Source organism: Mitsuaria sp. CC2 (assembly GCF_048957715.1).
GTDB lineage: Bacteria > Pseudomonadota > Gammaproteobacteria > Burkholderiales > Burkholderiaceae_C > Roseateles.
In genome coordinates this window covers 192,385-215,329 of sequence record NZ_JARVXN010000015.1, presented here as the reverse complement: position 1 = coordinate 215,329, position 22,945 = coordinate 192,385, and the positions used below count along the sequence as shown (strand labels likewise).

Here is a 22,945-nt window from a genome sequence, read left to right as displayed (position 1 = left end):
CCGCGGTCAACGGCGATATCCAGGACATCCACGACGTTCGGGCATTCAGGAGATTCCGATGAGCACTCCCTTCATCCGCGTGCAGCAGGCCGAGATGGTCTTCGCCAGCCGCAAGGGCCGTTTCCATGCGCTGCGCGAGATCGACCTCGACATCGCCAAGGGCGAGTTCGTGACGCTGATCGGCCACTCGGGCTGCGGCAAGTCGACGCTGCTGAACCTGATCGCCGGGCTGCTGCGTCCTACCGGGGGCGGCTTGCTGTGCGACGGCCGCGAGATCGCCGGACCGGGGCCGGAGCGCGCGGTCGTGTTCCAGAACCATTCGCTGCTGCCGTGGCTGACCTGCTTCGACAACGTGCTGCTGGCGGTGGAGTCGGTGTTCGGCGGGCGCGAGCTGCGTCCACGCCTGATGGCGCGGACCGAGGAAGCGCTGCACCTCGTCGGCATGAGCCATGCGATGTTCAAGCGGCCGCATGAGATCTCCGGGGGCATGAAGCAGCGCGTCGGCATCGCGCGGGCGCTGGCGATGGAGCCCAAGGTGCTGCTGATGGATGAGCCCTTCGGCGCGCTGGATGCGCTGACGCGCGCGCATCTGCAGGACGAGCTGCTGAAGATCGTCGCCGCGACGCACAGCACGGTGGTCATGGTCACGCACGACGTGGACGAGGCGGTGCTGCTGTCCGACCGCATCGTGATGATGACCAACGGGCCGGCCGCGACGATCGGCGAGATCCTGCCCGTGACGCTCCCGCGTCCCCGCGACCGCGTCGCGCTCGCCGAGGAGCCGACCTACGTGCACGCGCGCAAGGCGGTGATCGATTTCCTCTACACGCGGCATCGGCACGTCGAGGCCAAGGCCGCCTGATCCCGAGCGCTCCGTTCCTCGCCGGGGCCTTCGCGGCCCGGCGTCGCGGAGCCCTGTCCGAAGGAGACTCCCATGACCACGATTTCCGAGACGACATCAGCGACCACAACCGCGATCACAACCGCGACCACAACCGCGACAACAGCCGCGACCGCAGCCGCTACCGCTCCGACCAGGACGCGCCAGCGGCTGGTGATGGTGGGCAACGGCATGGCCGGCGTTCGCACGCTCGAGGAGCTGTTGAAGATATCGCCCGATCTCTACGACATCACCGTCTTCGGCGCGGAGCCGCATCCGAACTACAACCGCATCCTGCTGAGTCCGGTGCTCGCCGGCGAGCAGACGCTGGACGAGATCGTCCTGAATCCGCTGTCCTGGTACGACGAGCACGGCATCACCTTGCACCTCGGCAAGACGGTGACGACGATCGACCGGATCAAGCGCAAGGTCATCGCCGACGACGGCACGGAAGCCGAGTACGACCGCCTGCTGATCGCCACCGGCTCCACGCCCTTCATCCTGCCGGTGCCGGGCAAGGAACTGGCGGGCGTGATCGCCTACCGCGACATCGCCGACACGAACGCGATGATCGAAGCGGCGACGAAGTACCGCCACGCCGTCGTCATCGGCGGCGGGCTGCTGGGCCTGGAGGCGGCGAACGGCCTGATGCTGCGCGGCATGCAGGTCACGGTGATCCACATCGCCGGCTGGCTGATGGAGCGCCAGCTCGACGACCAGGCCGGCGAGCTGCTGCGCAAGTCGCTGCAGGAACGCGGCCTGCGCTTCCGGATGGGCGCGCAGACGGAGGCGCTGATCGGCGACAAGGACGGACGGGTGATGGCCGTGCGTTTCAAGGACGGCGAGGAGATCCCCGCCGACCTCGTCGTGATGGCCGCCGGCATCCGTCCCAACACCGCGCTGGCCGAGCGCGCCGGCCTGCACTGCCAACGTGGCATCGTCGTCACCGACACGCTGCAGACGGTCACCGATCCCCGCGTGTACGCCGTCGGGGAATGCGCCGCGCACCGCGGCATCGCCTACGGTCTCGTCGCGCCGCTGTTCGAGCAGGGCAAGGTCTGCGCGAACCACCTGGCGCAGTTCGGCATCGGCCGCTATCTCGGCAGCCAGACCAGCACCAAGCTCAAGGTCACCGGCATCGACCTGTTCTCGGCCGGCGACTTCATGGGCGGCGAGGGCACCGAAGAGATCGTGATGAGCGATCCCTTCGCCGGCGTCTACAAGAAGCTCGTGATCAAGGAAGACCAGCTCGTCGGCGCCTGCCTCTACGGCGACACCGTCGACGGCAGCTGGTACTTCAAGCTGCTGCGCGAAGGCCGCAAGATCGGCGACATCCGGGACAAGCTGATGTTCGGCGAAAGCAACATCGGCGACGTCGGCCACCAGGGCCACAACAAGGCGGCCGCGATGGCCGACAGCGACGAGGTCTGCGGCTGCAACGGCGTCACCAAGGGCGCCGTGTGCAAGGCGATCAAGGAGAAGGGCCTGTTCACGCTGGAGGAGGTGCGCAAGCACACCAAGGCGAGCGCGAGCTGCGGCTCCTGCACCGGCCTGGTCGAGCAGCTGCTGATGTTCACCGCCGGCGGCGACTACTCGTCGGCGCCGAAGAAGAAGGCGGTCTGCGGCTGCACCGACCTGAGCCACCAGGAAGTGCGCGACGCCATCTTCAAGGACCACCTGATCAAGCTGGGCGACGTCTACGCGCGCCTGAACTGGAAGACGCCCAATGGCTGCGCGACCTGCCGGCCGGCGCTCAACTACTACCTGATCTCGTCGTGGCCCAAGGAGGCCGTCGACGATCCGCAGTCGCGCTTCATCAACGAGCGCAGTCACGCGAATATCCAGAAGGACGGGACGTACTCGGTGATCCCGCGGATGTGGGGCGGGGAGACGACCGCCGATGAGCTGCGTCGGATCGCCGACGCCGTGGACAAGTACAAGATTCCGACCGTCAAGGTGACCGGCGGCCAGCGCATCGACCTGCTGGGCGTCCGCAAGGAGGATCTGGTCGACGTCTGGCGCGACATCGGCATGCCCAGCGGCCATGCCTACGCCAAGGCGCTGCGCACGGTGAAGACCTGCGTCGGCTCCGAGTGGTGCCGCATGGGCACGCAGGACAGCACGCAGATGGGCAAGGACCTGGAGCGCGCGATGTGGCGGATGTATGCGCCGCACAAGGTGAAGTTCGCCGTCAGTGGCTGCCCGCGCAACTGCGCCGAGGCCGGCATCAAGGACGTCGGCATCATCGGCGTGGACTCGGGCTGGGAGATGTACGTCGCGGGCAACGGCGGCATCAAGACCGAGGTGGCCCACTTCCTCGTCAAGCTCAAGACTTCGCAGGAGGTCATGGAGTACACCGGCGCGTTCATGCAGCTCTACCGCAAGGAGGGCTGGTACCTCGAGCGCACCGTGCACTATGTGAGCCGGGTGGGTCTGGACCACGTGAAGCGCCGCATCCTCGATGACCACGAGGGGCGCAAGGCGCTGTGGGCCGAGCTGCAGTTCGCGCTCGACGGCGAGCCGGATCCGTGGTTCGAGTTCGCGAAGGCCCAGGTCGACGTGCGCCAGTTCGAGCCGGTCGCCACCGTTCAAGCGTGAGGAACATCCCATGACGAACTGGATCTCCGTCTGCACCGTGGCCGACATCCCCGTGCTGGGCTCGCGACGCGTCGCCCGCGCCAAGGGGCCGCAGGTCGCGCTGTTCCGCACCGCCGACGATCGCGTGCATGCGCTGCTCGATCGTTGCCCCCACAAGGCGGGGCCGCTCAGCCAGGGCATCGTCTTCGGCAACGCGGTCGCGTGTCCGCTGCACAACTGGACCATCGCGCTGGAGAGCGGCTGCGCCCGCGAGCCGGATGAAGGCCGCACGCCGGTTTTCCAGGTGAAGGTCGAGGACGGTGTCGTGCTGCTGGACCGCGACGAACTGGACACCGTCGGCGTCGATCTGCCGCCGATGAAGGCCGGCCCCTGCACCCGGGTGGCCTGCTGAGAGGCCGGTGGCGATGAGCCCGGACGTCCGCACCACGCGCTCGACCTGCCCGTACTGCGGCGTGGGCTGCGGCGTGCTGATCGATGCGACCGGCGCAGGCGCGCAGGCGCAGATGGTCGGCGTGCGCGGCGATCCGGATCATCCGGCCAACTTCGGGCGGCTCTGCACCAAGGGATCGACGCTGCACCTGACCGCCACGCCTGTCGTGCGCGCGCATCAGCGGCTGCTGCAGCCGGCGTGGCGGGCGACGCGCGACGCGCCGCTCCAACCGCTGGATTGGGACACGACGACGCAGCGGATCGCCGATCGACTGCTGGCGATCCGCGCGGAGCACGGCCCGGACGCGATCGGGTTCTACATCTCGGGCCAGTTGCTGACCGAGGACTACCACGCGTTCAACAAGCTGGCGCGCGGGCTGATCGGCACCAACAACATCGACAGCAACTCGCGGCTGTGCATGAGCTCGGCCGTCGTGGGCTACAAGCAGTCGCTGGGCGCGGACGCGCCGCCCACCTGCTATGAGGACCTGGAGCAGACGGACTGCCTGTTCATCGCCGGTGCCAACACGGCGTGGGCACATCCCGTCCTGTTCCGCCGCATCGAGGCGGCGCGCGCGGCGCGGCCGGGGATGAAGGTCATCGTCGTCGATCCGCGCCGCACCGAGACGGCCGAGTTCGCCGACCTGCATCTCGCGCTCAAGCCCGGCAGCGATGTCGCGCTGTTCCACGGGATGCTGCATGCGGCGATCTGGGAGGGCTGGATCGACGCCGCGTTCATCGCGCGGCACACGAGCGGCTTCGACGCGTTGAAGGCGCTGGTCCGCACGATGACGCCGGCCGAGTCGGCGCGGCTGACGGGATTGAAGGAAACGGACATCCTTCAGGCGGCGCAGTGGTTCGCGCAGTCGCCGTCGACCTTGTCGCTGTACTGCATGGGGCTGAACCAAAGCAGCAGCGGCGCGGCGAAGAACACCGCGCTGATCAACCTGCATCTCGCGACGGGACAGATCGGGCGTGCGGGCGCGGGACCGTTCTCGTTGACGGGACAGCCGAATGCAATGGGGGGCCGCGAGAGCGGCGGCATGGCCACGCTGCTGCCCGGTCACCGCGATCCCGGCAACGCCGTGCATCGCGAGGAAGTCGCCGCGATGTGGGGCGTGGATGCGCTGCCGGAGCGGCCGGGCAAGACGGCGGTCGAGCTGTTCCAGGCGGCGGCGCGAGGCGAAGTGAAGGCGCTCTGGATCGCCTGTACGAATCCTGCGCAGTCGATGCCGGATCAGGCGCTGGTCCGCGCGGCGCTGGAGCGCTGCGAGCTCGTGATCCTTCAGGAAGCATTCGCGGGCACGGCGACGGCGGCGTTCGCCGACGTGGTGCTGCCGGCGGCGACCTGGGCGGAGAAGGAAGGCACCGTCACCAACAGCGAGCGGCGCATCAGCCGCGTGCGCGCGGCGCTGCCGGCGGCCGGCGAATCCCGCGCGGACTGGCGCATCGTGCGCGACGTGGCGCGTCGCGTCGAAGCGGCGTTGCGGCCGACCAAGCCCTCGCTCTTCGCCTGGGAGCGGGAAGAGCAGCTCTGGCTGGAGCATCGCGAGGCGACGCTCGGCCGGGACCTCGACATCGGCGGGTTGAGCTATCCGATGCTGGAGGAATCGCCCCGGCAGTGGCCATGGCCCGTGGGCGCGGACGCCGCGAAAGCGCGGCTCTACGAAGACGGTGCGTTTGCTCATGTCGACGGCAAGGCGCGTTTCATCACGAAGCCCTTCGCGGCAACGGCAGAGGTGCAGGATGCGAAGTTCCCGCTGGCGTTGAGCACGGGCCGGTTGCGCGACCAGTGGCACGGCATGAGCCGAAGCGGCACCGTGGCGAAGCTCTTCGCCGGCGAGCCGGGGCCGGCGTTGACGATGCACCCGCAGGACATGGACCGCCGCGGACTCAAGGCGGGAGCGTTGGTGCGCGTGCGCTCGCGGCGCGGCGAGGTGATCGTGCCCCTGCGCTCGGACGACGGCGCCGGCGCGCAGCAGGCCTGGCTGCCGATGCATTGGGGCAGCGAGTTCCTCGGCGGGCGTGGCCTGTCCGGCATCAACGCGTTGACGCAGTCGGCGTCTTGCCCCGACGCCCGGCAGCCTGAACTGAAGTTCACCGCCGTGGCCGTCGAAGCGGTCGACCTGCCGTGGCGGGTCTTCGGCGCCGCGTGGATCGGGCCTGGCGAGGGCGCCGCGCTGCGCAGCCGGCTCCGCGCCCTGATGGCGGAAGCCGACTACGCCTGCTGCCTGCCCGGACCCGCGCAGGAGGCGCGGGGGACGCAGCAAGGGTCGGGCGGGTTGGAGGGGTGGAGCCTGGAACTCGCTTTCGCGGAGCCGCCGCCCGCAGCCGTCGTGCAGGCGCTGGCGGCGGTGCTCCAGTTGAATGGCGTCGGCGTGCTGCGTTATGCCGACGGGCGTCGCGGACGCAGCCGTTCGCTGCGACTCGACGGCGAAGGCGCGGACGCGAGGTTGCAGGCCTTGATGCGCGTGGGTGAAGGCGGAGAGGCCGCGTGGCTGGACGCCCTCTGGCGCGAGCGCACGCCGGTGGCGCCGTTCGGACGCCGGCTGCTGGCGCCCGACGCGGAACAGCCCGCCGCGGCGGCCAGTCCGCAGGTCTGCAATTGCTTCAACGTGCGCGAGGACGCAATCGCCGCGTGCCTGCGCCGTCAGCCGGATGCGGCGCCGGAAGCTCGCCTCGCGTCGCTGCAGGGCGAGCTGCGATGCGGCACGCAGTGCGGTTCCTGCCTGCCGGCGCTGCGGCGTCTGGTGCGGACCGTGGGGCCGACGACCTCGGCCGCCTCGTCGTCGTTGCCATCGATCCCGGTGATGCCTGTCTCGAATCAAGTGAAGGAACCGATATGAGCCCGCTCGACGGCAGTCCGACCGCCGGCCAGACGGCCCGCCCCCTGTGTGTCTCCCTCGTCGGCGCGGGGCCGGGCGATCCGGACCTGCTCACGGTCAAGGCGCTGAAGCGTCTGCGGCAGGCGGAGGTGGTGCTGACGGACGATCTGGTCGACACGCGCGTGCTGGCGTGCCTGCCGGCGTCTGCACGCGTGCTGCGTGTGGGCAAGCGCGGCGGCTGCGTTTCCACGGAGCAGCGCTTCATCCATGAGCTGATGATCCGCGAGGCCCGGTCCGGTGCACGTGTTGTCCGCTTGAAGGGCGGGGATCCGTTCGTCTTCGGACGCGGCGGCGAGGAGGTCGACGCGCTCCGCGAGGCCGGGATCGAGGTCGAGGTCATCAACGGCTTGTCTGCCGGTCTCGCGGCGCCGGCGTCGGTCGGCGTGCCGGTCACGGACCGGCGCTGCACGCCGGGCGTGGCCTTCGTGACCGGACACAACGGCGATCACGGCGTCGCCCCGGACTGGGCGGCACTGGCGCGCAGCCGGCTCACGCTCGTGGTCTACATGGGGCTGACGCGAGCCGCGGTGATCGCGCAGTCGCTGCGGGACGGGGGACTGGCCGCGGAAACGCCGGCGGTCATCGTCAGCGCGGCCCACACGCCGCGTCAGCGCGAATGCTTCACGACGCTCGCCGACCTGCCCGCCGCGATCGACCGCGAGGGACTGCCGAGCCCGGCGCTGCTGGTCATCGGAGAGGTAGTGGCGCTCTCGCCGCAATGGCGGTCGGATGTCGGGCTCGACGGCTCGATGAGTGCGATGGGCGCAATGGGCGCGAGGGTCCCGTCGATTGCGTTGTCGGAGACGGCCGCCCTGGGCGATGCCATCGAGGACTCACGCGTCGCCGCGCGCTTCCAGGCGGCGTAGCCTCAGCATGATCAGCATGCCGATCGTGAGCACGGCGGCGGTCAGCCACAGCGAGGCGCGGTAGCTGCCGCTGGCCTGCGCCATCGCGCCGGCAAGCGCGGGCGCCGTGACCTGCGCGACGCCGTAGCTCAGCGTGAGACGGGCCATCGCCTTGCCGGGATTGCCGGGCGAGCGCCGACCCACGAGGGCCAGGGTGAGGCTCACGAGGCCGATGAAGGTTGCGCCATACAGCAGCGCGCCGGTGAGCGCGGCGGCGAGGCTGCCCGACAGCATCGGCAGCACGACGGACACGATCTGCAGCGCGAAGGCGGCGAGCAGCGCGTTGAGATCCCCGAAGCGCCGGGCGACGCGATCCCACAGGAACACGGCCGGCGTGGCGGAGAGGCCGACGAGCAGCCAGGCCCATGGACCCTGGCCGTGCAGCAACGGCTGGCGCTCGACGATGGTGACGATGAAGGTGGCGCTGATGACGAAGCCCCAGCCGGCGCAGAAGTAGCCGGCGATCATCCAGCGCATCCACCGGGTGCTGGGCGCGCCGGTGCCGAGCGCGGCTGTAGCGGGCGGCGGCACGGGCGGACGCCACCACCAGGTGATCGCGAGCAGCGGCACGCCGATGACGACGAAGCCCCACCAGTGACCGGACCAGTCGAGCGCGAGCTGGTCCATCGCCATCGCGCCAATGGCGGAGACGACGATGCCCAGGCCGAGTCCCATGAAGTGGACGCCGAGCTCGGGACGTCTGCCCGCGCGCATCAGGAAGCCCAGCACAAGGCCCGAGCCGAGCAGCATGCCGGCGGCGCCGCTGAGTCCGCCGAGGTAGCGGGAGACGGCCCATAACCCGAGGTTGGGCGCGAGCGGCATCATCGCGGTGGCGACGAGGCCGAGCAGCATGCCCCAGAAGTACAAGCGCGAGCGCCAGCGCGGATCGTCGATGAGCGCGGCGAGGACGGCGCCGCTCATGTAGCCGGCGTAGTTGACGGCGGCGAGCGTCCCGCCCATCGCATCGCCGAGCCCGGCCTGATGCTGCATCAGCGGCAGCACCGGCGTGTAGGCGAAGCGCGCCAGCCCGATGCTCAGGATCAGGCCGGCGATGCCGCCGGCGGAGACTTGCCAGGGATGGAGGGGACTGGCGCTGCGCATCGCTCACGAATCGATGAAGGAGGTCAGTCGCAACTAAGGCATTGCGTCATGTTACGACGCTCATGAATCACGTCGATCACGCGTACATGATCTTCGGTCTCAACATAGAAGACCTCCTGAGGGGACTTGTGCCCAACGCGCCAATTCGTCGGGCAATCCGAGGTTAAGAGTAGCCATCGTGGCGATGTGGCGGTCGGGGACGGGAGAGGGGGCATCGTCGGGATGCCGGATGACGTGCATGCTACGTCCGCAAGAGTTGGAGGAGGGCAGTCAGCCTAAACCTGTCGCGGACGCCAAAAACCCATTCCCAAAGCAAAACGACCTCTATTCAAGAGGTCGTTGCGCTAGATCAAAAAGTCTCCCAATCGCCGTCGGGAGCCGCTGTTGCGCTGGGTCCCGAGGGGGCTGGCGCTGCCGGTCTTGGTGTATGGGTCGCGGCGGGCGCTCTTGGCGACGGCGCCTTGGTGGCAGGTTTTGCCGCAGGCTTCGAAGCGGTCGCCTTGGTCGCGGTCTTGGCGACCGGCGGCTTGGTCGTCGTCGACGGCTTCGGGGCCAGCGGCTTCTTCGCGACGGGCGTTGTCGCTGGACGCGGAGCGGCCGCGGGTCTCGCCACCGGTGCCGGCGCGCGGGCGATCGGCGCGGGCGCCGCGACGACGTTCATCGCATCGCCGGGCTTCGGCTTGGGATCGCTGACCTTGAAGCGACCCACCAGCGCGGTGAGCTTGCGCGCCTGCTCGCTGAGCGACTCGGCGGCCGCGGCCGATTCCTCGACCAGCGCGGCGTTCTGCTGCGTCATCTGGTCCAGTTGCGCCACCGAGCCGTTCACGCTGCCGATGCCCTGGCTCTGCTCCACCGTGCTCGCGCTGATCTCGCCGATGATGTCCGACACGCGCTGCACGCTGGCGACGATCTCGTTCATCGTCGCGCCGGCGTCGCGCACCTGCTGGGAGCCGACTTCCACCTTGGTCACGCTGTCGCCGATCAGCGCCTTGATCTCGCGCGCCGCGCCGGCGCTGCGCTGCGCCAGTGCCCGCACCTCGGACGCCACCACCGCGAAGCCCTTGCCGTGCTCGCCCGCGCGGGCCGCCTCGACCGCGGCGTTCAGCGCCAGGATGTTGGTCTGGAACGCGATCCCGTCGATGGTCCCGATGATGTCGTTGATCTTCTTGGCCGACGCGTCGATCTGCGCCATCGTGCCCACCACGTCACTCACCGCCGTGCCGCCGCGCTCGGCCACCTCGGCCGCGCTGCCCGCCAGCTGGTTGGCGGTGCGCGCGCTCTCGGCGCTCTGCTGCACGGTGCCGGTGAGCTGCGACAGCGACGACGCCGCCTGCTGCAGGTTGGACGCCGTCTGCTCGGTGCGCTGGCTCAGGTCCAGGTTGCCGCTGGCGATCTCCTGGCTCGCCGTCTGCATGCCGTCGGCGGTGGCGCGCACTTCGCGGATGACCTTGCGCAGCGAGCTCTTCATCGCCGCCAGCGCGCGTTGCACGTCGCCGATCTCGTCTTCGCGATAGTCGCGCTCGACATGGAACAGGTCGCCGTCGCCGATGCGCTCGGCCTCAGCCATCAGCGACTTCAGCGGCGCGGAGATGGTCCGAACGAAGTACGCGGTCGCCAGCGCCAGCAGGCCGACGATCACCGCCATCAGCGCCGCCACACCCCACACGGTGCGCATGCGCTCGGCGCCGGCGGCTTCGCGCAGCGCCGCGGAGCGCTTCTGCTGCAGCACGACGAAGTCCTGCTGCGCGGCCAGGTACTGCTCGATCGCCGGCACGACCTTCTGCTTGAGCGCCTGGTGCGAGCCCTCGTTGTCGCCGCCGGCCTTGAGCTTGTTGGCGTCGTTGCGCGCGGCGATGTAGGCCTTGCGCTGGTCGGCGATCCTGGCCATCGCGGCCTTGTCCTCGTCGCCCTCGGCCAGCGCCTCGAGCTGCTTCTGCACCTCGTTGATCGTCTCGGTGGTTCGGGCGATGTCGCCCTTCATCGCGTCGGCGACGGCGTTGTCGTTCGCGGCCAGCCCGGCCTGCACACGGCTGGCGTTCGCCTCGGTGAGCCCGCGCCAGCGCAGCGCCAGCTCGAAACGCTGCTGCTGCCGTTCCTGTGTCACCTGCGCGACTTCCAGCAGGGCGCGCGTCCGGGAAGCCGCTCCCAGCGTCATGACGACGGTCATGACGGACATGACGGCGACGGGAATCCACAGTCGCGTGGCGATGGAGAACTTCATCGGTCGGGAGCCTTGTTGTTGTGCCGACGGCGTCGCCCCGGGGTGGTGCGACGAGCCTCGATTCAATCCTAAATCGGCCGTCCGGTGCACCGGCTTGAGGACAAACACTGCTAACCTGCCGCCCTGTCCCTCACGGCACTGACATTTCCCAAGTACTCCACACTTGCTGGCATCGCCCTCCATGAGTTTCCTGGCCATCGACATCGGCAACACCCGCCTCAAGTGGGCGCTTTATGCCGGCCCCCAACCGGGCAGCCCGATGCTGGCGCACGGGGCGCAGTTCCTGGAGAACATCGAGACGCTGGCCGAAGGCGACTGGGCGAAGCTGCCCGCGGTGCCGGGCAGCATGCTCGGCAGCAACGTCGCCGGCGATGCGATGCGGCATCGCGTCGAGGAGCAGATGGAGGAGATCTGGGATATCGAGCCGCGTTGGGTCGCCTCGTCGGCGCAGGCGGGCGGCGTGACCAACGGGTACGACCATCCGGGACGCCTGGGGGCGGACCGCTTCGTCGCGCTGATCGGCGCGCGCCACCATGTGCTGTCGCGAGGGCGCGGACAGGCGCCCAAGCCGGCGCTGGTGGTGATGGTGGGCACTGCGGTGACCGTCGACGCGCTCGACGCGGACGGACGGTTCCTCGGCGGGTTGATCCTGCCTGGCCACGGGATCATGCTGCGCTCGCTGGAAGGCGGCACCGCCGGCCTGCGCGTGCCGACCGGCGAGGTGCGCGAGTTCCCGACGAACACGTCGGATGCGCTCACCAGCGGCGGCAACTACGCGATCACCGGCGCGATCGAGCGCATGCATCGCCACATCCTCAAGCGCTGCGGCCAGGCGCCGGTCACGCTGATGACCGGCGGCGCGGGCTGGAAGGTTTCGCCGGCGCTGGACATCCCGCACGAGCTGATCGACTCGCTGATCTTCGACGGGCTGCTGGCGCTGCAGGCGCATCGGCTGGCGCTCTGAGCGCCCCAAGCGGCCCGATCGCCGCGAGAGCCGCGTCGCTCACACGTCGACCTTGAACCCCAGGTCGATCTCCGACGCCGGGACACCGCCGCGCAGGCCCCAGTTCTCGCGGTCGACCTCGTTGAGCGTGATGGTGACGTGGTCGGCGGGAATGTCGAGCGCGCCCAGCCGTTCGACGATGCTGCGATAGAGACGGCGCTTCGCCTCGATCGTCCGCCCGGCGAAAGCGGTGACGGTGACGAGCGTGTAGCACTCGGGACGCGACAGGCGCGGCGGATAGATGAACCGGTGCGGCTCGTACGCGATGAGGCGAACGCAGCGGTCTTCCGCCGGGATCTTGAAGCCCTCGACCAGCGCCGCTTGCACGGCCTCGATCAGCTGGACTTCCTGTTCCTGCGAATAGGCGCGGCGGACTTCGATGAGGGTGCTCGGCATGGGCGCGGCGGTGGGGGGCGACGGGGCCTCCAGCTTATCGCGGCCCATGCGGAGGGAGACGTGGAAGTGCGGCATGACGGAATCGGTGTCCACTCGTTGAGGAGACGCCAGTCTCGTCATGCCCATCGAGGGCAGCATGAGGCCGCGGTGAGGTCGGTGTGAAGTCGGTCGCAACGAGCGATCAGCGGCTCACGACCTGCTTGCTCTGGAAGTCGACCGGCACCGAGGTGTGCTGATGGACGATGCGCCACGTGCCGCCGTCGTTTCGCAGGAGCACGGTGAGACGGTTCTCGGTCGCGCGCAACGGCTGTCCATCGGCATCCAGCGCTGCGAATTCCAGCGTTGCAGAGCCGCCGGCTACCTGCGTGTCGTGCCAGGTCTTGACGTCCTTCGCCGTGACACGGACCCGCACATCCTGGATGCCCTCGAACCAGGCGGCGATCATGCCGGCCCAATCCTCGCGGCCTGCGTACTCCCAGCGGTTCCAGCTGTCGAAGACCTGGACTTCGTCGGCGTACAGGTCCAGGAAGCGCGGCAGATCGCGGTCGAAGACGGCGGCGGCATAGTCGCGCAGGAAGGCGTGAACGGGATCGTCGGTCATCGCGGGCTCCTTCAGTTCATCGAGGGTAGATGACGGACGACGATTGAGCGCCGGGGATGTCGACACGAGCCGACCGGGACGCCCGCTCGGGGGCCAGGCGATCACCCCACGCGTTGCTGATGCCGCGCCCACTCGCGCTTCCACGACGCGATGTTGTAGAGCAGCACGGAGGCCGAGGTCGCCCAGAACATGCCGAACCAGATGCCGATCACCTTGAGCGTGAAGGCCATGTCCCCGTCGCAGCGGCCAAGGGCATTGCAGGGTGAGGGGACGTAGACGTCGATGAGCAGGGCGGTCGAGACGTTCCAGACCAGCAGCCCGATGAGCACGGAAGCGAGAAAGCGGTTCATGGCGGGACGGTTCCTTTCTTGAGGTGAAGGACCCAGTCTCGCCATGGGGTTCGAGCTCAGCATGAGCCCTGTGTGAGTTCAGGGTGAAGACGGCGGACGCCGCACGGCAGGCGTACCGCGCACTGCGATCACTGCACGATCACGTGGGGAGTCCGGCGACACCGCCAGCTCGCGCCACTGGGCGAGTTCCCCTGCGAAGAGGCGTCGGCGACGAAGTCGCCGATCACGCCGGCTCCCAGCATTCCCGCAGCACGTCGCGGAACAGTTCGGACAACATCGGCTCGACCTCCGGTCGATCCTTGGCCGGGAGCTCCAGACCTTCCACCCGATCCAACTCCCGCTCCATGAAGCGCTGGATGGGAACGACCTGCGGCGACAGGCCGAGCTCCGGCGTGTGGCGCTTGAGCGCCAGCAGATCGTCGATCGCCGAAGGCAAGCCTGGCTCGTCGGCGATGGTCTCGAGCAGCCGATGGAATTCGATCGGCGCGGGCTGCTGGTGGCGTTCCAGCCAGCGGACCGAGAGCAGCGGTCGCAGCACGTAGAAGTACTTTTTCAGCGGCACTTCATCGGCCTGCAGGTAGCCGCGGAAGTTGGTCTTGGCCATGCTGCGGTAGTGATGAATGCCGCGCACGGTGGAGTACACGATCGGCAGCAGCTCGCGCGCCCGGGCATGGAAGCTGGTGCTGCTCTCGTAAACGATCGGCGATTGGATCCATTCGACGAAGCCCGGATTGGAGCTTCGGAACAGACGAAGGGCCTTGCGCAGGTCCCAGCCGTTGATGTCCATCTCATCGACGATCGGGTACTCGATGACGTCGCGCTGTTCTTCCAGGCCGACCGACAGGTACCAGTCCGTCCGGTTCGCGTAGATGAAGCGGGCGTCGAAATCGCTGTTGGGCGATGCGAAGCCCCAGGCACGGCTGCCGGACTCGATGGCCAGCAGCACGCGGACCTGGTGCTCGGATTCGGCGGCCCGGAGACGGGCATGGACCTCGGCCCGCGCGGCTTCGGGGATGGCGGAGATGTCGGTGGAGGGAACGGCGTTCATGGCCGCCATTCTGACCGCCTGACACGCATCGGAGAGGCTCCGGTTGGAGAGACGGAGCGCCCGAGCGCCGCGGGCCTGGTCCTCAAAGAATGAACCGGCTCAGATCCTCATCCTGCGCCAGCGCGCCCAGCTTCTCGTCGACCTGCGCGCCGTCGATCGTCACCGTCTTGCCGGCGTGCTTGTGCGCGTCGAAGCTGATGTCGTCGAGCAGCCGCTCCAGCACCGTCGCCAGGCGGCGCGCGCCGATGTTCTCGGTGCGCTCGTTGACCTCGTAGGCGATCTGCGCCAGACGGCGGATGCCGTCCTGGCTCAGCTCCAGCGTCAGGCCTTCCGTCGCCAGCAAGGCCTGGTACTGCTTCACCAGGCTCGCATGCGTGCTCGACAGGATGGCCTCGAAGTCGCCCACCGACAGCGACTTCAGCTCCACCCGGATCGGGAATCGGCCCTGCAGCTCGGGGATCAGGTCGCTGGGCTTGCTCAGGTGGAACGCGCCCGAGGCGATGAACAGGATGTGGTCGGTCTTGACCATCCCGTACTTGGTGTTCACCGTCGTGCCTTCGACCAGCGGCAGCAGGTCCCGCTGCACGCCCTGGCGGGATACGTCCGCGCCGCCGCTGTGCTCGCTGCGCGTCGCCACCTTGTCGATCTCGTCGATGAAGACGATGCCGTTGTCCTGCGCCAGCGCCAGCGCCGCCGTCTTGATCTCGTCCTCGTTGACCAGCTTGCCGGCCTCTTCCTCGACCAGCAGCTTGCGCGCCTCGGCGATCTTGACCTTGCGCGTGACCTTCTTCTCCTGCCCCATCTGCGAGAACAGGCCCTTGAGCTGCTCGGCCATCTCCTCCATGCCCTGCGGGCCGAGGATTTCCATCGACGGCTTGGCCTCGCTCAGCGCGATCTCGATCTCCTTGTCGTCCATCGAGCCCTCGCGCAGGCGCTTGCGCATGACCTGGCGCGCGGTGTTGTCCGCGCCGCCGGTCTCCGTCGCCGCCGGCGCGAAGCCGGTCGAGGAGCGCGCCGGCGGCACCAGCACGTCGAGGAGGCGTTCCTCGGCCGCGTCCTCGGCCCGCGCGCGCTGGAAACGCATCTGGCGCTCGCGCTCTCGCTTGACCGCGATGTCGACCAGGTCCCGCACGATGCTGTCCACGTCCTTGCCGACGTAGCCGACCTCGGTGAACTTCGTCGCCTCGACCTTGATGAAGGGCGCATCCGCCAGCTTCGCGAGGCGGCGTGCGATCTCGGTCTTGCCGACGCCGGTCGGGCCGATCATCAGGATGTTCTTCGGCGTGATCTCGCCGCGCAGCTTCTCGTCGACCTGCTGGCGCCGCCAGCGGTTGCGCAGGGCGATCGCGACGGCGCGCTTGGCATCGGCCTGCCCGACGATGTGCCGGTCGAGTTCGGAAACGATCTCCTGCGGCGTCATGCTGCTGCTCATTCCAGGACCTCGATGGTGTGGTTGCCGTTGGTGTAGATGCAGATCTCGCCGGCGATGACCAGCGACTGCTTGACGATGTCGACCGCGCTCAGCTCGCTGTGGTTGAGCAGCGCCTTCGCCGCCGCCTGCGCATAGGCGCCGCCGCTGCCGATGGCGACGATGCCCTGCTCGGGCTCGAGCACGTCGCCGTTGCCGGTGATGATCAGCGACGAGGTGCGATCGGACACCGCCAGCATGGCCTCCAGCCGCCGCAGCACGCGGTCGGTGCGCCAGTCGCGCGTCAGGTCGACCGCCGCGCGCACGAGGTTGCCCTCGTACTTCTCCAGCTTGGCCTCGAAGCGCTCGAACAGCGTGAACGCGTCCGCCGTCGCGCCGGCGAAGCCCGCCAGCACCTGGTTCTTGTGGAGCTTGCGCACCTTGCGCGCCGTGGACTTCACGACGATGGTGCCCAGCGTCACCTGGCCGTCGCCGCCGATCGCGACCTGGTTGCCGCGGCGCACGCTGACGATGGTGGTGCCGTGGTACGGCGGCAGCGGGGAGGAGTGGTCTTGAGACATGGGATCCGACCTCTGGAACTCGTTGGACGTCCCGGAGGACGTCATGACACTCTCACGTGGGTTCCCTGGCGGGAATCACAAGGTGGAGAGACGGTGCGGAAAAGCCTGCGGCGTCGCCTGTGCGAATGCCGGTTGCGGATGTCGATGTTCTGGTGGCCATGATCGGACATCCGAAAGCACAACGGGGCCAGGGGCCCCGTTGCTGCGAAGGTCGCGACGCTTGAAGGCGGTGCCTCAGACGTGGCGCACCTTGACCCGGGCGTGTTCGTTGATGCCCATCGCGCCGAAGAACAGCGCCACCAGGCGGTGCGCATCGCTGAACTGCACCGCGCGGTTCTCGCTGCGCCGGGCCAGGACCCAGTTCAGCAGATCGCCTGCGGCCATGAAGTCCAGGCGGATCAGCTTGGGGCAGGCGATCGTCACGAGCGAGGCGCCGCCCAGCTGCTCGGTCATCAAGGCCAGCGTCTCGCTGATGTCGCCGCTGAGCTGGCCCGACAGTTCCATCAGCGCCGCCGTGTTGACCGCGTCGGTCATCGTCGATTCCAGGAACGCGATGCCGGTGTCCATCGCCGCCGGCTGGATGGACGACGGGGAACTCGTCGACAGGGCGTTGCCGCTGATCCGGACATGGCACAGCGCCTTTTCCCAGCTCGGCGGCGAGACCTCGTAGGTCACGCAATAGTCGATCGCGACCTCGTCGAACTGGTCCGGGCGGTTGGCCAGGCGCAACGCTTCGAGGCGCAGCATCCAGAGGATGGGATCGGCGTCGCGGCTGCCCACCGGCGCCTGCTCGCGCAGCACCTGGAAGAAATGGTCGCCGGACAGCCAGCGCAGGTCCAGCGCCTGTTGCGCCCAGGCGCGGAACAGGTCTCGCAGCTTGGCGCAGGCCTCGATGTCGATCTGGCGCAGCGGCGCCCAGTCGATCACCCAGGGCATCGGGAGGTTCTCGCAGCGCGTGCGCATCTGCGTCACGGCCTCGACGTCCAGATACTCCGGCGTGGTCCACGAGACGCTGCTCGCACGGCCGCGCGGCGCGCGTTCCGCCTGCACGGCCTCGGCCACCAGCTTGGGCAGCGAGAACCATTGCGGCGACGACAGCCCGAACTGCTGCGCGTAGTCGTTGGCGAGGTGCTCGAACTTGCCTTGCTGACCGGTCGCCCGGTACAGGTCGAACAGCACCAGCCAGGTCTCGGGATGCTGGTGACGGGCGCCGCCCTGGCGGGTCAGGTCGATCAGGCTGCGTTCGCAGTGTTCGTAGTCGGCGTTGGCGAAGGCGATGACGGCCTCGTCCAGCTCGGCGTCGTGGACGACCTCGCTGACCTCGACCTGCGGATCCGCGACGCGGAAGCTCAACGTCGGGATTTCCTTCTTCAACTCGGGGATGGGGGCCGGCGCGCCCGCCGGCGTCGGCGGCGCCATGCCGCCGCCCATCGAGGCCGCGGCGGGCGCGGGCGACAGGTCCAGCCGTTCGATGTCCGCCGCCGGGGCGTGGTCGGAGACCCGCGCGCCGACCTGGCCGATCGGGTCTGCCGGCTGCGTCGGCGCGAAGTTGACCGGCCGGGTGCTGGTGTCGAAGAAACCGGGCGGGTGCTGGCTCTGGACCTGCGTCGGGACGAATCCCTCGCCGACCATCTGCTGCTCGATCTGGTCGATCTTGGCCTTCACGGTGCCGTCGTCGCGCCGCACGCCCTGGATCTCGCTGATGCGGCCCAGTTCGTCGATGCCCGACGTGGCGTGGCCGCCCAGGGCGGCCAGCTGCTCGGGGGTCAGGCCTTCACGGCGGATCTTGCGCAGCATGTCGAGCTCGCGCTTGCGCACGAAGTCGTTGCGCCGCTTGCGCTCCACCATCGCCCGCAGCTCGGCCTTGGCGGCATCGGCTTCGGGGTCGTCCTGGCGCGAATTGATCTCCGCCCAGTCGGTCGTCGGATTGGCGACGAAACGCGCCACCTTGCGGAAGAAGCTCTCGCCTTCTTTGGTGCCGTCTTTGGGGTCGGACATGCTCACGCGGACCTTGCTTTTCGCAGTAGTGGCGGTGGAACTGGCGGTACTGCCTGATTCTGAAGGAGGCGGCGACTCAGTCGCCGAACATCTTCTGCTTCAGCTCGCGGCGCTGTTGCGCCTCGAGCGACAGCGTCGCGGTCGGGCGGGCGATCAGACGGCCCAGGCCGATCGGCTCGCCGGTCTCGTCGCAGTAGCCGTACTCGCCGCTGTCCAGACGCTGCAGCGACTGCATGATCTTCTTCAGCAGCTTGCGCTCGCGGTCGCGGGTGCGCAGTTCCAGCGCGTGCTCTTCCTCGATCGTGGCACGGTCGGCCGGATCGGGGACGATGGACGTGTCCTCGCGCAGGTGCTCGGTCGTCTCGCCGGCGTTGGACAGGATGTCTTCCTTCAACTGCGTCAGCTTGGCGCGGAAGAATTCGACCTGCTTGTCGTTCATGTATTCGGTGTCGGGCATCGCGAGCACTTCGGCATCGGACAGTTCGGCACCGGCCTTGTTTTTCCAGGCGGAGGAGAGTTTGGGATCGGCTTTCACGGCAGGTCGGCTGTTCTGGTTCGTTGATGTCGGGGTCGAGGGCCGGACGGGGCTGTCCAGCAGTGAGACCGTGCTGTCGGGCGCGTCCGCGTCGGCGGACTTGCCCTCCGCCGCGGACTTGGACGCCTTGGCTGTCGCCGCAGGGGTCTTGGTCGCTGCGGTCTTGGAGGCCGGGGTCTTGCTCACGTTCACTCTCCTAGCGGCTCTTTATACCTGCTCGACATGAGAAGCCGGGGCTTCCCGCCGTTGGCGCAGGGGCCTGGTTCGGGCGCGGCGGATTGTAGCCACCTCCGCCGCCGCGCCAGCGATGGCTGTGAACCATCATTCAGTGTGGCACTAAGCCAGACAGCCTTCCAGCCCCTGCATGAGGATGTCCTTCGGCAAATCGATACCGATGAACACCATCTTGCTGACCTTCTTTTCATCGGGCATCCACTTGGGACCGAGATCCGAACCCATCAGCTGGTGCACGCCCTGGAAGATGACCTTCTTGTCGGTGCCGTTCATGTTCAGCACGCCCTTGTAACGCAGCATCTTCGGCCCGTACACCTGCACGATCGCGCCCAGGAAGTCCTCCAGCTTGGCCGGATTGAAGGGCCGTTCCGAGCGGAAGACGAAGGACTTGACGTCGTCGTCGTGGTGATGGTGGTGCGGATGGTTGCAGGCCTCGCCCGGGGCGTGGTCGTGGCCTTCATGGCCGTGATCGTGCCCGTGCGCATGGTCGTGACCATGGTCGTGCCCATGATCATGGTCGTGTCCGTGATCATGGCCATGGTCGTCCACGGCCAGGAACTCCGGATCGATCTCCAGCTTGGCGTTCAGGTTGAAGCCGCGCAGGTCGAAGACGTCCTTGATCGGCACCTCGCCGAAGTGGACCTTGGACTGCGGCGCGCGCGGGTTCATGTGCTTGAGGCGGTGCGACAGCGCCTCCACCGACGCGGCGTCCACCAGGTCGGTCTTGCTCAGGAAGATCTGGTCGGCGAAGCCCACCTGGCGGCGCGCTTCCTGGCGCGTGTCGAGCTGGTCGTTGGCGTGCTTGACGTCGACCAGGGTCAGGATCGAGTCCAGCAGGAAGGTCTCCGCGATCTCGTCGTCCATGAAGAAGGTCTGCGCGACCGGGCCGGGATCGGCCAGGCCGGTGGTCTCGATGACGACGCGCTCGAAGTCCAGCTCGCCCTTGCGCCGTTTCGCGGCCAGATCGGCCAGCGTGGTGCGCAGATCCTCGCGGATGGTGCAGCAGACGCAGCCGTTGCTCAGCTGGATGATCTGCTCCTGCGTCTCGCTGACGAGGATGTCGTTGTCGATGTTCTCCTCGCCGAACTCGTTCTCGATGACGGCGATCTTCTGGCCGTGCGCCTCGGTCAGCACGCGCTTGAGCAGCGTGGTCTTGCCCGAGCCCAGGAAGCCCGTGAGGATGGTGGCGGGGATCAGGCCCGTGGCAGGACTCGCGGCGGAGGGCTGCGCGGCGCTCTGGACGTTGGTATCAGGGACGGACGACATGGTGGAGACCAATCTGTAAGGGAAGCCTGGGCCCGCTAACTGAGGGCGGATGACTGTGTTTCAAGCGAATGTCAATGTCAATCGGTTATTCTGGCGCCTCATCAACGACGGCACACACCCCAGTGTCTGAACCTCAGCCTAGTCGGCCCGCCAAACATGGCGGGCGTGGCAACGATACCCGCGGTCTCATCGACCGTGTGCTCGAATTCCTGCACCCCGGCCCCGACTCGACCAGCGAGCTGATCGAGAACTTCGCCGAAGCGGAGGAGCGCGATCTGATCGCGCCCGAATCGCGCCAGATGCTCGAGGGCGTCCTGCGGATGGCCGAACTCAGCGCCGGCGACGTCATGGTCGCCGCGCCGCGGATGGACCTGCTGGACATCCAGTGGGCCCCGGACGACCTGCTGGCCAATGTCATCGACACCGGCCACTCGCGGTTCCCGGTCTACGACGGCCAGCGCGACAACATCATCGGCATCCTGCTCGCCAAGGACCTGCTCAAGCTCCAGCGCGCGCCGGAACTGAACCTGCGCGCTCTCCTGCGCCCGGCAGTTTTCGTGCCCGAGAGCAAGGGCCTGAACGAGCTGCTGCGCGATTTCCGTTCCAACCGCAACCACCTGGCGATCGTCATCGACGAATTCGGCAACACGGCGGGCCTGATCACCATCGAGGACGTGCTCGAGGAGATCGTGGGCGAGATCGAGGATGAATTCGACGTCGGCGACGGCGACGCCGGCATCTACACGCTGGCCGACGGCAGCTACCGCGTCGCGGGCGACGCGCATGTGGCCGCCGTCAACGAGTCCTTCGGGCTGTCGCTGTCGGTGGCCGAGTTCGACACCATCGGCGGCCTGGTCGCGCACGAGCACGGCCGCGTGCCGCGTCGCGGCGAGACGGTCGAGGTCGCCGGCCTGCGCTTCTCGGTGATGATCAACCGCGGCGGCGCCGTGCGCTGGTTCAAGGTGACCCGCGCGCCGGCCTCCGAGGCCGACGACCACAGCGGCTGATGCGCCGCGGGGTTTCCTGGCTGGGCCATCCCGCCCTGGCGCTCGTCGCCGGCGTCCTGCACACGGCCTCGTTCTCGCCCAGTCCCGCGTGGTGGCTGCAGCCGCTCGCGCTCGCCTGGCTGGTCTGGGCCTGCGACGGCCAGCGGCCGCGCCGCGCCGCGCTGACCGGCGCGCTCTTCGGCGTCGGCTGGCTGGCCTCCGGACTGTGGTGGCTCTACATCAGCATGCACGACTTCGGGCACCTGCCCGCGGCCGTGTCCGCGCTCGCGGTGCTGGCGCTGGCGCTGTTCCTGTCCCTCTACTACGCCGCCGGCATGGGGCTGGCCGCGCGCTGGTCGGCCGGCGCCGCGCCGTGGCGACGGGTCCTGGCCTTCGCCGGGCTGTGGCTGGGGGCGGAGCTCGCCCGCGCCACCGTGCTCACCGGCTTCCCGTGGATCGCCAGCGGCTACGCGCATGCGCAGGGCCCGCTCGCCGCGTTCGCCCCCTACGTCGGCGTCTACGGCATCACCGCGCTGGCGGCGCTCGTCGCGGCGGCGCTGGCGCTGCGGCGCCGGGCGATGCTGATCCTGCTCATCGCCGGCATCGTCGCGGGGCAGTTCCTGCCGCAGGACTTCACCCGCTCCACCGGCACGCTGACCCTGTCGCTGGTACAGCCCAACATCCCGCAGGACCAGAAGTTCGATCGCGAGCGCTTCGACCAGAACCTCGATCAACTGATCGCGCTCATCCGCACCGCGCGGGGTCAGGTCGTGATCACGCCGGAATCGGTGCTGCCGGTGCCGCTCGCCTTCCTCGACGAGGGCCACGTCGAGCGCCTGCGCCACGATGCCGAGACGAGACCGCTCCTGCTGGGCACCTTCCTGGGCAACACGACGGACGGCTTCGTCAACTCGCTGGTGGGCATCGGCTTCGCGCAGCGCTACGACTACGGCAAGCGCCACCTGCTGCCCTTCGGCGAGTACATCCCGCCGGGCTTCCACTGGTTCGTCAAGGCGATGAACATCCCCCTGGACGACCAGGCGAGCGGCACGCACGAGGGCGCGCTGCCGTTCGCGGGACAGCGGCTGCGGCCGCTGATCTGCTACGAGGATCTGTTCGGCGAGGACATCGTCGCCAGCGCGCTCGACAGCGGCGGGCCGGCCGCGACGGTGTTCGTCAACGTCAGCAACCTGGCGTGGTTCGGGCCGCGCATGGTGCAGGATCAGCATCTGCAGTTCTCGCAGATGCGGGCGCTGGAGTTCCAGCGGCCCATCGTGCGCGCGACCAACACCGGCGCCACGGCGCATGTCGACCACCGCGGTCGCGTGCGCGAACGGCTGCCGGCGGAGCAGGCCGGCGTGCTGGAAGTGAGCGTCGACGGCCGCAGCGGCGTCACGCCGTATGCGCGCTGGCTGGCGACGCTTGGGTTGTGGCCCCTGTGGGTGCTGGCCGCGCTCGGCGTGCTGCCGGTCCTGATCGGGCGTCGCCGTCCCGCCCCGTCGCGCTTCGCCTGAACGGGC

The 22,945-nt window shown here is 68.6% G+C and carries 19 protein-coding genes; 8 read left to right on the top strand and 11 right to left on the bottom strand.

The window, feature by feature from the left end:
- The first annotated feature begins 58 nt into the window (after positions 1–58).
- From PV762_RS11370 to cobA, 5 genes are all read left to right on the top strand, one after another.
- Positions 59–862, top strand: coding sequence for an ABC transporter ATP-binding protein (locus tag PV762_RS11370; RefSeq protein WP_421035141.1), 804 nt, complete (start codon positions 59–61; stop codon positions 860–862).
- A 195-nt stretch (positions 863–1,057) separates the two neighbouring features.
- Positions 1,058–3,478, top strand: a complete 2,421-nt coding sequence (gene nirB / locus PV762_RS11365; RefSeq protein ID WP_421035234.1) for a nitrite reductase large subunit NirB — start codon at positions 1,058–1,060, stop codon at positions 3,476–3,478.
- A 10-nt stretch (positions 3,479–3,488) separates the two neighbouring features.
- Positions 3,489–3,869 (top strand): nitrite reductase small subunit NirD, encoded by a 381-nt coding sequence (gene nirD, locus PV762_RS11360; protein WP_421035140.1) that lies wholly within the window; start codon positions 3,489–3,491, stop codon positions 3,867–3,869.
- Between the two features lie 13 nt (positions 3,870–3,882).
- On the top strand, positions 3,883–6,753 hold the full coding sequence (locus PV762_RS11355; RefSeq protein ID WP_421035139.1) for a molybdopterin-dependent oxidoreductase: 2,871 nt from the start codon (positions 3,883–3,885) through the stop codon (positions 6,751–6,753).
- Positions 6,750–7,658, top strand: a complete 909-nt coding sequence (cobA, locus tag PV762_RS11350) for a uroporphyrinogen-III C-methyltransferase (protein ID WP_421035138.1) — start codon at positions 6,750–6,752, stop codon at positions 7,656–7,658. The genes PV762_RS11355 and cobA overlap by 4 nt, the downstream gene beginning before the upstream one ends.
- On the opposite strand, the gene PV762_RS11345 is transcribed toward cobA, so the two are convergent.
- On the bottom strand, positions 7,626–8,798 hold the full coding sequence (locus tag PV762_RS11345) for a YbfB/YjiJ family MFS transporter (protein ID WP_421035137.1): 1,173 nt from the start codon (positions 8,796–8,798) through the stop codon (positions 7,626–7,628). The genes cobA and PV762_RS11345 overlap by 33 nt on opposite strands.
- A gap of 349 nt (positions 8,799–9,147) precedes the next feature.
- Entirely contained in the window at positions 9,148–11,019 is a 1,872-nt protein-coding gene (locus PV762_RS11340; RefSeq protein ID WP_421035136.1) for a methyl-accepting chemotaxis protein, read from the bottom strand.
- 181 nt (positions 11,020–11,200) lie between these two features.
- Here PV762_RS11340 and PV762_RS11335 point away from each other — a divergent pair, with 181 nt between their 5' ends.
- Positions 11,201–11,983 (top strand): type III pantothenate kinase, encoded by a 783-nt coding sequence (locus PV762_RS11335; RefSeq protein ID WP_421035135.1) that lies wholly within the window; start codon positions 11,201–11,203, stop codon positions 11,981–11,983.
- Between the two features lie 39 nt (positions 11,984–12,022).
- Here PV762_RS11335 and PV762_RS11330 read toward each other — a convergent pair whose 3' ends face one another.
- From PV762_RS11330 to PV762_RS11290, 9 genes are all read right to left on the bottom strand, one after another.
- Entirely contained in the window at positions 12,023–12,493 is a 471-nt protein-coding gene (locus tag PV762_RS11330; protein WP_421035134.1) for a tautomerase family protein, read from the bottom strand.
- Between the two features lie 106 nt (positions 12,494–12,599).
- A complete protein-coding gene (locus PV762_RS11325) occupies positions 12,600–13,019 on the bottom strand; it encodes a YybH family protein (RefSeq protein ID WP_421035133.1) in 420 nt (139 codons plus the stop codon).
- Between the two features lie 101 nt (positions 13,020–13,120).
- A complete protein-coding gene (locus PV762_RS11320; RefSeq protein ID WP_421035132.1) occupies positions 13,121–13,369 on the bottom strand; it encodes a hypothetical protein in 249 nt (82 codons plus the stop codon).
- A gap of 223 nt (positions 13,370–13,592) precedes the next feature.
- The gene (locus PV762_RS11315) at positions 13,593–14,417 is read right to left on the bottom strand and encodes a DNA polymerase beta superfamily protein (protein WP_421035131.1); all 825 of its coding nucleotides are present in this window, start codon (positions 14,415–14,417) and stop codon (positions 13,593–13,595) included.
- Between the two features lie 82 nt (positions 14,418–14,499).
- A complete protein-coding gene (hslU, locus tag PV762_RS11310) occupies positions 14,500–15,849 on the bottom strand; it encodes an ATP-dependent protease ATPase subunit HslU (RefSeq protein WP_421035130.1) in 1,350 nt (449 codons plus the stop codon).
- Entirely contained in the window at positions 15,846–16,382 is a 537-nt protein-coding gene (hslV, locus tag PV762_RS11305) for an ATP-dependent protease subunit HslV (RefSeq protein WP_421035233.1), read from the bottom strand. Before hslV ends, hslU begins: the two co-directional genes overlap by 4 nt.
- A gap of 258 nt (positions 16,383–16,640) precedes the next feature.
- Positions 16,641–18,404 carry a hypothetical protein gene (locus PV762_RS11300; RefSeq protein WP_421035129.1) on the bottom strand — a complete coding sequence of 588 codons (1,764 nt, stop codon included), beginning with the start codon at positions 18,402–18,404 and terminating at the stop codon, positions 16,641–16,643.
- Positions 18,405–18,480: 76 nt separating this feature from the next.
- On the bottom strand, positions 18,481–19,125 hold the full coding sequence (gene dksA / locus PV762_RS11295; RefSeq protein ID WP_421035128.1) for an RNA polymerase-binding protein DksA: 645 nt from the start codon (positions 19,123–19,125) through the stop codon (positions 18,481–18,483).
- Positions 19,126–19,275: 150 nt separating this feature from the next.
- On the bottom strand, positions 19,276–20,439 hold the full coding sequence (locus tag PV762_RS11290; RefSeq protein WP_421035127.1) for a CobW family GTP-binding protein: 1,164 nt from the start codon (positions 20,437–20,439) through the stop codon (positions 19,276–19,278).
- Between the two features lie 122 nt (positions 20,440–20,561).
- Between PV762_RS11290 and PV762_RS11285 the strand changes: the two genes are divergently transcribed.
- Positions 20,562–21,446, top strand: a complete 885-nt coding sequence (locus tag PV762_RS11285) for an HlyC/CorC family transporter (protein WP_421035126.1) — start codon at positions 20,562–20,564, stop codon at positions 21,444–21,446.
- Positions 21,446–22,939, top strand: coding sequence for an apolipoprotein N-acyltransferase (gene lnt / locus PV762_RS11280; RefSeq protein ID WP_421035125.1), 1,494 nt, complete (start codon positions 21,446–21,448; stop codon positions 22,937–22,939). The genes PV762_RS11285 and lnt overlap by 1 nt, the downstream gene beginning before the upstream one ends.
- Positions 22,940–22,945 lie beyond the last annotated feature (6 nt).